The sequence below is a fragment of the Streptomyces sp. PT12 genome (assembly GCF_003311645.1).
In the GTDB taxonomy this organism is placed as follows: Bacteria; Actinomycetota; Actinomycetes; order Streptomycetales; family Streptomycetaceae; genus Streptomyces.
In genome coordinates, this window is the sequence record NZ_QEST01000282.1 from 1 (window position 1) to 8,909 (window position 8,909).

At 70.8% G+C, this 8,909-nt stretch carries 9 protein-coding genes and 2 pseudogenes; 8 read left to right on the forward strand and 3 right to left on the reverse strand.

The features are described 5' to 3' along the window. Window positions 1–167 (forward strand): annotated as a pseudogene (locus DEH69_RS33260) (haloacid dehalogenase); the annotation flags it as partial. Here the strand turns inward: DEH69_RS33260 and DEH69_RS33525 are convergent. Next, window positions 148–309, reverse strand: a pseudogene (locus DEH69_RS33525) (transcriptional regulator); the annotation flags it as partial. The pseudogenes DEH69_RS33260 and DEH69_RS33525 overlap by 20 nt on opposite strands. Before the next feature lie 125 nt (window positions 310–434). Between DEH69_RS33525 and DEH69_RS29955 the strand changes: the two are divergent. The 3 genes from DEH69_RS29955 to DEH69_RS29965 all read left to right on the forward strand — a co-directional run bounded on the left by DEH69_RS29955 (window position 435) and on the right by DEH69_RS29965 (window position 3,340). Beyond that, complete coding sequence (locus DEH69_RS29955) at window positions 435–1,574, forward strand: helix-turn-helix domain-containing protein (protein WP_113690142.1); 1,140 nt, start codon at window positions 435–437, stop codon at window positions 1,572–1,574. Window positions 1,575–1,581: 7 nt separating this feature from the next. Next, window positions 1,582–1,863 (forward strand): hypothetical protein, encoded by a 282-nt coding sequence (locus tag DEH69_RS29960; protein WP_147255917.1) that lies wholly within the window; start codon window positions 1,582–1,584, stop codon window positions 1,861–1,863. A gap of 208 nt (window positions 1,864–2,071) precedes the next feature. Beyond that, complete coding sequence (locus tag DEH69_RS29965; protein ID WP_258535065.1) at window positions 2,072–3,340, forward strand: geranylgeranyl reductase family protein; 1,269 nt, start codon at window positions 2,072–2,074, stop codon at window positions 3,338–3,340. Window positions 3,341–3,537: 197 nt separating this feature from the next. Here the strand turns inward: DEH69_RS29965 and DEH69_RS29970 are convergent, their stop codons facing one another. Both DEH69_RS29970 and DEH69_RS29975 read right to left on the reverse strand, forming a co-directional pair. After that, complete coding sequence (locus DEH69_RS29970) at window positions 3,538–4,371, reverse strand: C40 family peptidase (RefSeq protein WP_113690145.1); 834 nt, start codon at window positions 4,369–4,371, stop codon at window positions 3,538–3,540. A 250-nt stretch (window positions 4,372–4,621) separates the two neighbouring features. Then, window positions 4,622–5,401 (reverse strand): TSUP family transporter, encoded by a 780-nt coding sequence (locus DEH69_RS29975; protein WP_113690146.1) that lies wholly within the window; start codon window positions 5,399–5,401, stop codon window positions 4,622–4,624. 245 nt (window positions 5,402–5,646) lie between these two features. Here DEH69_RS29975 and DEH69_RS29980 point away from each other — a divergent pair, with 245 nt between their 5' ends. The 4 genes from DEH69_RS29980 to DEH69_RS29995 all read left to right on the forward strand — a co-directional run bounded on the left by DEH69_RS29980 (window position 5,647) and on the right by DEH69_RS29995 (window position 8,896). Beyond that, a complete protein-coding gene (locus DEH69_RS29980) occupies window positions 5,647–6,006 on the forward strand; it encodes an NADH-quinone oxidoreductase subunit A (RefSeq protein ID WP_113690147.1) in 360 nt (119 codons plus the stop codon). 16 nt (window positions 6,007–6,022) lie between these two features. After that, a complete protein-coding gene (locus DEH69_RS29985; protein WP_113690148.1) occupies window positions 6,023–6,577 on the forward strand; it encodes an NADH-quinone oxidoreductase subunit B family protein in 555 nt (184 codons plus the stop codon). Window positions 6,578–6,851: 274 nt separating this feature from the next. Further along, window positions 6,852–7,562 carry an NADH-quinone oxidoreductase subunit C gene (locus tag DEH69_RS29990; RefSeq protein WP_258535066.1) on the forward strand — a complete coding sequence of 237 codons (711 nt, stop codon included), beginning with the start codon at window positions 6,852–6,854 and terminating at the stop codon, window positions 7,560–7,562. Then, window positions 7,562–8,896 (forward strand): NADH-quinone oxidoreductase subunit D, encoded by a 1,335-nt coding sequence (locus tag DEH69_RS29995; protein ID WP_181727670.1) that lies wholly within the window; start codon window positions 7,562–7,564, stop codon window positions 8,894–8,896. The genes DEH69_RS29990 and DEH69_RS29995 overlap by 1 nt, the downstream gene beginning before the upstream one ends. Window positions 8,897–8,909 lie beyond the last annotated feature (13 nt).

The following is an 8,909-nucleotide window of genomic DNA, read 5'->3' on the forward strand; positions in this document are numbered from 1 at the left end:
TCGCACCGGCGCGGGCAGCAGGCATGCACACCGCGCTCGTCCGCCGCGGCCCCTGGGCCGTCATCCAGTGGGAGACCGACGACGCGCGGAAGCTGCCCACTTTGCGGATCAACAGCCTCGCCGAGCTGCCCGAGCAGATCGAGAAGCTCAACGCGCAAGAGCGCTGACGGTCGTCGCCCAGCTGTACAGCCGGTCGTCCAAGTCCCGTACGCACCGGTCGTTCCGCCAAGGCTGGAGCGCTCGCCGCACCTCACGTACGCGGTCCATGCCCATGGCGTACCAGGTGACGGCAAGCTGGTCGAGGGCCTGAGCCTGCTTGCGAAGCTCGGCGCGCGATACACGATCCTCAACGCCGGTTGCCGAATCGCGCGAGGCGGGCGGGCGCGCTTCGTCACGCCAGGAGGTGGGCGCCCCGATCCCGGGGCGCACCACACATGTCCGCCCTATGCTGGCACGTGACGAGCAAGCGGGACGAGGCGGGGTGTCATGGCCGACGATGGCTCAACGGGAGACACCTGCGATCTCTTCGTCACGACCGGGGGCTGACCCGGGGAGCACTCGCCGAGCGCGCGGGGCTCTCTCCCGGGGTGGTGAAGAAGGTCGAGAACGGGGGCTCGGCGCGCATCGAGACGTACCACGCGCTCGCCCGCGCCCTCGGCGTTCGCACCTCCCGCCTCTTCGAGGCGGGCCCGCCCGCGCCGACCACCGCCGATGAACGTGGGCTCTCCCTGCTCCCCCTGCGGCAGGCGATCGCCCCGGCCGTGACGGCCACGGGCCCGCTCGGCTCGGACGCCGTGGAGACAACGCCCGACCCGGGCGCCATGGAACGCACCGCCGCGGCCGTCGCGCACGCCTACTCCGCCGACACCTACACCACGGTCGCGGAGCTGCTGCCGCCGCTGATCCGCTCGGCACACATCGCCGTGCGCCACTTCGACCACGGGCCCCTGCATGAGCAGGCCCTGCGGCTGCGAGGCCGGGTCCTTCAGATGGCGGGCCGTTACCTGGTGCAGGTGCGTGCCTACGACCTCGCGCACATGGCGCTGACGGACGCGGTGCGCGACGCGTCGGCGTCGCGGGATCAGGGCGGCGTGGCGGCGGCGGTGTACCAGCAGGGCTGGCTGCTGCTCCGTCAAGGGCGGTTCGACGAGGCCGAACGGGTCTCGGTCATCACGGCGGACGAGTCCGAGCCACGCGTCTCCCGGGCGACGCGGGCCGATCTCGGCGCGTGGGGGAAGCTGTTGATGCACGCGAGCAGCGCGGCGGCCCGCAACAACAGGCCGACGGAGGCGAGGGAGATGCTGCGCCTGGCTCGGACGGCTGGCACGGCGCTCGGAGGCGCGACCGCGCGGGATGACGGCTCGTGGGGGTCGTTCGACTGGCGCACGGTCGCGTACCAGGCGATCGAGAACCACATGGTCGCCGAACACCCCCGGCGCGCGCTGGCCCACCCGGCTTACGGCCCCGCTCCTTCTGGGAGACAGCCCTCCGCCCACCCCCACCCACCCGGGCGGAGATCATCGCCCAGACCGCCATCGGCTGCGCCCTCGTCATCGCCATCACCCTGGCGGTGACCGCGCGATGAACCCCACCGGAATGGTCGCGATCGAGATCACCGCGGCCACCGTCAGGGTCGGCGACCAGCTGGTCGTCGGAGGACGGCCCTACACCGTGACCGACATGAGCGCACTCGCCAGCGGCGGCAAACTCCTGCACTTCCACGGAGGCGAAACGTTCCACATGGGCCGCTTCACCGTCCTGTGGGCCGCCCGCCACATCTCCCAGCTCCCCGGCTTCCTCCCACCCCGCCCCAGACGCTACGAGCGAACGCGCCGCCAGCCCACCGCGCGGGAACAGAGGTAGACGACGCTGAACCCGCTGAACGCCGACGCGATCGCCCCCGACCGGAACCGCCCCTATGAAGATGTGCCCCGCCCATGGGGGCACCCCCAAGGCGCCAGGCTGGGGGAGCCGCTGGGCACGCCCTTCGGGTGGACGGAGCTGTTTTCACCACAGACCCGAGTCATAGACTTCTCACCGACCCCGCCCCCTTTCGATTGGGAGAGCCACCGTGGCCGAGACCGCTGATGTCATCGTCGTCGGGGCCGGTCCTGCCGGTTCGGCGACCGCCTTCCACCTCGCCCAGGCCGGGCTCGACGTGGCGCTGCTCGAGAAGACGGCGTTCCCCCGCGAGAAGGTGTGCGGCGACGGGCTGACCCCACGGGCCGTCAAGCAGCTCGTGGCCATGGGGATCGACGTCTCCGAGGAGGCGGGCTGGCTGCGCAACCGGGGGCTGCGGGTCATCGGCGGCGGGCAGCGGCTCCAGCTCGACTGGCCCGAGCTGGCGTCCTACCCCGACTACGGACTGGTCCGCAAGCGCGACGACTTCGACGAGCAGCTGGCCCAGGCCGCGGTCAAGGCGGGCGCGCGGCTGGCCGAGCGCTGCGCCGTCACCGGGCCCGTGCGCGACGAGCGCACCGGCCGCATCACCGGCGTCGAGGCCAGGCTCGGCGACGACAAGAAGCAGGTCACCTACACCGCCCCGGTCGTCGTCGCCGCCGACGGCAACTCCTCGCGGCTGTCCCTCGCGATGGGCCGCCACCGCGACGAGCGCCGCCCGATGGGCGTCGCCGTCAGGACGTACTTCACCACCCCGCGCCACGACGACGACTACCTCGAGTCGTGGTTCGAGCTGTGGGACCGGCGCGACGGGCGCGAGCGGCTGCTGCCCGGGTACGGCTGGATCTTCGGCCTGGGCGACGGCACGTCCAACGTCGGCCTCGGCGTGCTCAACAGCTCCCCCTCGTTCAAGGAGCTGGACTGGCGCGAGGTCCTCAAGACGTGGTGCGCCTCGATGCCCGAGGAGTGGCAGTTCACGCCGGAGTTCATGACGGGCCCGATCAGGGGCGCGGCGCTGCCCATGGCGTTCAACCGCAAGCCGCACTACGCGCGCGGGCTGATGCTGGTGGGCGACTCGGGCGGGCTGGTCAACCCGTTCAACGGCGAGGGCATCGCGTACGCCATGGAGTCGGGGCGCATCGCGGCCGAGGTCATCAGCCAGGCGCTGGCCCGCCAGACGCCCGCGCAGCGGGAGTTGGCGCTGCGCGCATACTCCAAGGTGCTGCGCGAGACCTATGGCGGGTACTACACGCTGGGCCGCGCGTTCGTGCGGCTCATCAGCAACCCCCAGATCATGAGGATCGCCGCCGAGCGCGGGCTCAGCCACCCGGTGCTGATGCGCTTCCTGCTGAAGCTGCTGGCGAACCTGACCGACCCGACGGGCGGCGATGCCATGGACCGGGTCATCAACGGCCTGACGAAGGTGGCCCCGCGCGCCTGACGCGAGGGCGTGAACGCCGAAGGGGGCGCCGCGGTGTCGCGGCGCCCCCTTCGTGTTGCCCGAACGGCTCATGTCCGGTGTGCGGCTCGGCAGTTGTCCACAGGCTGTGGACAGGGTGTGGGCGGGCGCGGGCTGACGGGGCGTCAACAGGCCGCGTCGCCGGGCGCGTTGCTCCCCGCGTCGCTACCCGCGTCGCGTCACAGGACGCGCACGGCCCCGGTGGGCGGGTCCCAGTCGAGCGTCTTCTGGACGACGCCGGTGGAGGGGTTCTGGGCGCCGATGAACGTGCCGTCGCCCATGTACACCGCCACGTGGTAGGCGCTGCCAGCGCCGCCCCAGTAGAGGAGGTCGCCGGGCTGGAGGGCGTCCAGCGAGACGGGGGTGCCAGCGACCGACTGATCGGCGGCGACGCGCGGCAGCGAGACGCCCGCGGTGGCGAACGCGGCCTGCGTCAGGCTCGAGCAGTCCCACGCGTCGGGCCCCGTGGAGCCCATGGAGTACGCGTCGCCCAGCTGGGCGCGGACATAGCTCAGCACCGCGTCGGCGCCCGTGCCGGTGACCGGGGCCTCGTCGGCGGGCGCGGAGAGGGTCTGGACCTCCTCGGCGGCGGCGCGCTCGCGGGCCTCCTCGGCCTCCAGGGCCTCCTGCGCCTGCCTGGCCTCTTCGGCCTCGCGCGCCTCCTGGGCGCGGCGGTCGGCCTCGGCGCGGCGCTCGGCCGCCGCCTGTCCGGCCTGGGAGGCGGCGCGGCTCTGGGCGCGCTGCCAGTTCTGCCAGTCGGCCTGGGACTCGGCCGCGGTGGCATAGGCCGCGGTGGCCTGGGTGGCGCGGTCGACGCCCTGGGCGAGGGCCAGGTCGAGCGCGGGCAGCTCACCGGTGGACTCGGTGGGCTTCTCGGCGGCGAGCGCCTGTGAGGCGGAGCCGGTGACGGCGACCGAGCCGACCACGCCGGTGAGCACCCCACCGCGGAGCAGGCCGCCGGTGCGGGACGGGCGAGGTTTTCGGTGCCGACCTCGATAACGAATTGGGGACATGCCGATAACGGCTATCAGTACGCGCGCATGATCACAATGATCGTGGTATCGGCCACAGTTGACAGGTGCGCGGCGAGGTTGGGGGTGTTTTGTCCGGAACGCCGTTTCGCGCGGGAGGTGATCTTTCGGGTGGATGTCCCGCCGTGTCCTGCGCATTGTCCGGAATGTCCGTCGTCGGCCCCGGGCTACCACGGGGTGGGGCGTTCGTTCAACGGAGTCCCCGTCAGGCGGCCGTTCGGCGTGACGCACGTCACATCCACCACTGCTCCCAGGCGAGCCGCGCGACGAGTCCCGTGACCACCGCGAGCAGCACGACGCGGACGAAGCCGCTGCCTCGGCGCAGCGCCATGTGCGCCCCGGCCCAGCCGCCCGCCATGTTGAACGCCGCCATCGGCGCCGCGAGCGCCCACAGCACCGTGCCGTGCGCGCCGAACACGGCGAGCGCGCCGAGGTTTGTGCCCACATTCACGACCTTTGCGGTGGCCGAGGCGGTCAGCAGGCTCATATGGAGGAGGGCCACCAGGGATATGACGAGGAACGTGCCCGTGCCGGGGCCCAGGATGCCGTCGTAGAAGCCGATGCCCACGCCCGCCACGAGCAGCGCGGCCGCGGCCCTGCGGCGCGAGGGGACGCGCTCGGTCGGCGCGGTGCCGAACCTCGGGCGCAGCACCACGAACGCCGCGACGGCCAGCAGCATCACCATGATCAACGGCTGGAGCACGCGCCGGTCCACGGCGGAGGCGAGCAGCGCGCCACCCGCCGACGAGACGAGCGCGAGCGCGCCGAGCCGGAGCGCGAGCCGCCTGTCCAGCGGGGACGTGCGGGCGAACGTGACGGCGGCGATCGACGTCCCCGTGACGGCCACCGCCTTGTTGGTGCCCAGCGCGTAGGTGGGGGACACGTCGGGCAACCCGATGAGGAGCGCCGGGAGTTGAAGGAGTCCGCCGCCGCCGACGACCGCGTCGATCCAGCCCGCCGCGGCGGCGACGAGGCACAGGGCGATGGCCGTGGTGACCGTGATGTCTGGCACTGCTGAGCCTGGTCCGAGCCTTGTCTCCACGGCCGAAGTCGATCAACGGCCTTGCGTGGTACGTCCCGTCCTGGATGACTTGATCCCGGGAGCGGGTGGGAGAGATCACAGGATTGGTGGGGGGACCCGTGTCGTGGGTCACAGGGGGCGAGGCATAGGATGCCTCTTGCCTTGTGAACTGACTCACATAGCATTGATCTTTCGTGGTTGCAGCAGTCGCCGTCGACTGGAAGGAGCGAGGTGCGGTGAACACGTATGTTCCCATCCTCGTGCTGGGCGCCCTCGCGGCGGCCTTCGCCATCTTCTCCGTGGTAACGGCCGCGCTCGTCGGCCCCAAGCGCTACAACCGGGCGAAGCTATCCGCATACGAGTGCGGCATCGAGCCGACACCCCAGCCGGTGGGCGGTGGGCGGTTCCCCGTCAAGTACTACCTGACGGCGATGCTGTTCATCATCTTCGACATCGAGATCGTCTTTCTCTATCCCTGGGCCGTCCACTTCGACTCGCTCGGGATGTTCGGGTTTGTGCAGATGCTGATTTTTGTCGGCCTCATCGGCGTTGCCTACGCTTATGACTGGCGCCGAGGAGGACTCGAATGGGACTGAGAGAGAGGCAATCCTGATGGGTCTCGAAGAAAAGCTCCCCAGCGGATTTCTGCTCGACACCGTCGAGAACATGGCGGCGCTGGCACGGAAGTCCTCGGTGTTTCCCGCGACGTTCGGGCTCGCGTGCTGCGCGATCGAGATGATGACCACGGGCGCGGGCCGGTACGACCTGGCCCGCTTCGGCATGGAGGTCTTCCGCGGCTCGCCGCGCCAGGCCGACCTGATGATCGTGGCCGGGCGCGTGAGCCAGAAGATGGCGCCGGTGCTGCGGCAGGTCTACGACCAGATGCCGAACCCCAAGTGGGTCATCTCGATGGGCGTCTGCGCTTCGTCGGGCGGAATGTTCAACAATTACTCGATCGTTCAGGGCGTCGACCATGTCGTGCCCGTGGACATTTACCTTCCCGGCTGCCCGCCGCGGCCCGAAATGCTGATGGACGCGATCCTCAAGCTGCACGAGAAGATCCGCGAGGAAAAGCTCGGCGTGAATCGCGAACAGGCCGCGCGCGAGGCGGAGGAGGCGGCGCTCAAGGCGCTGCCGACGATCGAGATGAAGGGGCTCCTGCGGTGAGCGCGGTGGTGGGCGCCGGGCGCTCGGGCGCGAAGTTCTCGCTGCGCGGGCTTGGCCGCGTGGGCGGGCCCGAGCGTGCGCCCTCGCGCCGGATCCCGTCGGTGGTTGCCGGGTCGCCCCCGGTGGGCGCTCGCGCGCCGCGCGGTGTTCGCCCTGCGGGCGGCGAGTCGCGCCCGCTGCGCGGGCTGAGCCGCGCCAGCGGCGTTCCGCAGCGCCGCGGCAGTGGCGCGTCGTTCGCCGCAGCGGTCAGCGTTTCTGCGAGGAGGGTTTGCGGGTGAACGAGAACACAAGCACGAACGAGGTGCCCGCGCAGCGCGGGGACGGCGGGGAGGCCATCGCCGAGCGGCGGGGGATGTTCGGGGCCAACAACGGCTCGGACACCACGGGTTACGGCGGGCTCGTGCGGACCGTGCGGATGCCGGGGGCCACGTCGCGGCCCTACGGCGGGTACTTCGACGAGGTCGCCGACGAGCTCGAAGGGGCCCTCGATGAGCAGGGCATCGACCCGGGCGCCGTGATCGAGAAGACCGTCGTGGACCGGGACGAGCTGACGTTCCACATCGCCCGCGAGCACCTGCCCGCCGTCGCGCGGACGCTGCGCGACGACCCCGCGCTCCGCTTCGAGCTGTGCACCGGCGTGAGCGGCGTGCACAACCCCCAGGACGCCGGGCGCGAGCTGCACGCCGTCTACCACCTGCGCTCGCTCACCCACGGGCGGCTCATCCGCCTGGAGACCAGCGCGCCCGACGCCGACCCGCACCTGCCGTCGATCGTGGACGTCTACCCGACCAACGACTGGCACGAGCGCGAGGTCTACGACTTCTTCGGCCTGATCTTCGACGGCCACCCCGCGCTCACGCGGATCATGATGCCCGACGACTGGCAGGGCTTCCCGCAGCGCAAGGACTACCCGCTCGGCGGCATCCCCGTCGAGTACAAGGGCGCCCAGATCCCGGCACCCGACCAGCGGAGGTCGTACAGCTGATGACCACACACGCGACCCGGCCCGCGGGGGCCAGGGAGACCACCGAGGGCACCGTCTACACCGTCACGGGCGGCGACTGGGACGGCATCGCCCAGGAAGTCGCCGAGCGCGGCGACGACGAGAAGATCATCGTCAACATGGGCCCGCAGCACCCCTCCACGCACGGCGTGCTGCGGCTCATCCTGGAGATCGACGGCGAGACGGTCACCGAGGCCAGGGCGGGCATCGGCTACCTGCACACCGGGATCGAGAAGAACCTCGAGTACCGCACGTGGACGCAGGGCACGACGTTCGTCACGCGCATGGACTACCTCACGCCGTTCTTCAACGAGACGGCGTACTGCCTCGGCGTCGAGAAGCTGCTCGGCATCACCGACGACGTGCCGGACAGGGCCAGCGTCATCCGCGTGCTGCTGATGGAGATCAACCGCCTCTCCTCGCACTTCGTCGCCATCGCCACCGGCGGCATGGAGCTGGGCGCGACCACGGTCATGATCTACGGCTTCCGCGACCGCGAGCTGTGCCTCGACGTCTTCGAGCTGATCACGGGCCTGCGGATGAACCACGCGTTCATCCGCCCAGGCGGCCTCGCCCAGGACCTTCCCCCTGGCGCGGTCGACGCGTTGCGCGAGTTCGTCACCAAGATGCGCAAGAACATCGACGAGTACGACAAGCTCTGCACCGGGAACCCCGTCTTCAAGGCCCGCCTCAAGGACGTCGGCTATCTCGACCTCGCGGGCTGCCTCGCGCTCGGTGCCACCGGGCCCATCCTGCGCTCGGCCGGGCTGCCGCACGACCTGCGCAAGGCCGCCCCGTACTGCGGCTACGAGACCTACGACTTCGAGGTCCCCACCACCGACACCTGCGACTCGTTCGGCAGGTTCGTGCTGCGCCTTGAGGAGATGCGGCAGTCGCTGCGCATCGTCGAGCAGTGCATCGACCGCCTCGAGCCCGGGCCGGTCATGGTCGCCGACAAGAAGATCGCGTGGCCCGCGCAGCTCGCCCAGGGCCCCGACGGCATGGGCAACTCGCTCGACCACATCAAGAACATCATGGGCACCTCCATGGAGGCCCTGATCCACCACTTCAAGCTCGTCACCGAGGGGTTCAGGGTCCCTCCTGGCCAGGTCTACACCGCGGTGGAGTCCCCCAAGGGCGAGCTGGGGGTCCACATGGTCAGCGACGGCGGCACCAGGCCCTACCGGGTCCACTTCCGCGACCCCTCCTTCACCAACCTCCAGTCCATGGCGGCGATGTGCGAGGGCGGCATGTTCGCCGACGTCATCGTCGCGGTGGCGTCCATCGACCCCGTGATGGGAGGCGTCGACCGGTGAGCGCCAACGAGAC

Excerpts from the sequence above, each read along its gene's own strand:
- DEH69_RS29985 (WP_113690148.1), top strand. The coding sequence starts at position 6,023 with ATGGGTCTCGAAGAAAAGCTCCCCAGCGGATTTCTGCTCGACACCGTC.
- DEH69_RS29955 (WP_113690142.1), top strand. The coding sequence starts at position 435 with ATGTCCGCCCTATGCTGGCACGTGACGAGCAAGCGGGACGAGGCGGGG.
- DEH69_RS29995 (WP_181727670.1), top strand. The coding sequence starts at position 7,562 with ATGACCACACACGCGACCCGGCCCGCGGGGGCCAGGGAGACCACCGAG.
- DEH69_RS29970 (WP_113690145.1), bottom strand. The coding sequence starts at position 4,371 with ATGTCCCCAATTCGTTATCGAGGTCGGCACCGAAAACCTCGCCCGTCC.
- DEH69_RS29960 (WP_147255917.1), top strand. The coding sequence starts at position 1,582 with ATGAACCCCACCGGAATGGTCGCGATCGAGATCACCGCGGCCACCGTC.